This is a genomic window from Sphingobium sp. FG58 (assembly GCF_057809055.1).
Window position 1 is genome coordinate 1 of sequence record NZ_JBMDJF010000059.1, and the last position, 1,065, is coordinate 1,065.

Genomic DNA, 1,065 nt, shown 5'->3' on the forward strand with positions numbered 1-1,065 from the left:
CTAGAGCGTGATGGGATTGTACTGAATCGAAGGGGGATTCCCAAAGTTCTGGAAAGCTGATTCAAGATGCTGGCTGGAGCAGGAGGCCAGCAAGCATGGCTCGACCCTATTCGATGGATCTTCGCGAACGAGTGGTGACGGCGGTAAACGAGGAAGGGCTGTCGCGAAACGAGGCGGCGGCTCGCTTCGGAGTGGCGATCAGCACGGCGATCAACTGGGTGAAACGCTTTGAGGAGCGGGGCAGCGTCGAGGCCGATCGGATTGGTGGGCACAAGCCGAAGAAGATTGCCGGTGATCATGCTGACTGGCTGCGCCGGCGCTGCGCGGAGAAGCCGTTCAAGCTGCGTGGCCTTGTCCAGGAGCTGGCCGATGAGCGCGGCCTGGTCGTCGACTATCGCTCGGTGTGGGAGTTCGTCCACGCCGAGGGGCTGTCATATAAAAAAAGACGCTGGTCGCCAGTGAGCGGGGCCGCCCCGATGTCGCCCGCCGGCGCAAGCAATGGATCAAATATCGAGGACTGATCGATCCTGACCGGTTGGTTTTCATCGACGAAACCTGGGTCAAGACGAACATGGCTCCGCTGCGCGGATGGGCGCCCAAGGGCGAGCGGCTCGAGGGCAAGGTGCCTCATGGACACTGGAAGACCTCGACCTTCGTCGCCGCCTTGCGTAGTGATCGCGTCGAAGCGCCCTGGCTGCTCGACGGCCCCATCAACGGCGAGAGCTTCCTCGTCTATGTCGAGGAGCTTCTCGCGCCCACGCTCAAGCCTGGCGACATCGTCGTCATGGACAATCTTGGCAGCCACAAGGGCAAGGCCGTTCGCCAAGCCATCAGGGCGGTCGGCGCCAAGCTCCTGTTCCTCCCCAAATATTCTCCCGATCTCAATCCGATCGAGCAGTTCTTCGCCAAGCTCAAACACCACATGCGTGAAGCCGCTGAGCGAACTTATGACGCTCTCTGCCGGGCTATCGGAAAAATCCTCCCAACCGTCTCAGCCGATGAATGCAGAAATTTCCTTACCCATGCCGGATATCAACGAACTTAATCTCATCACGCTCTAGCTGT

General features: G+C 59.8%; 1 protein-coding gene. It reads left to right on the top strand.

The genetic code is table 11. The features are described 5' to 3' along the window. The first annotated feature begins 95 nt into the window (after window positions 1–95). Window positions 96–1,045, top strand: a protein-coding gene (locus ACODR8_RS19940; RefSeq protein WP_489008853.1) for an IS630 family transposase whose coding sequence is annotated in 2 segments (ribosomal slippage) — window positions 96–437 and window positions 440–1,045 — 948 coding nt in all. Because the reading frame shifts where the segments join, the coding sequence is not laid out codon by codon here. Window positions 1,046–1,065: the final 20 nt, after the last annotated feature.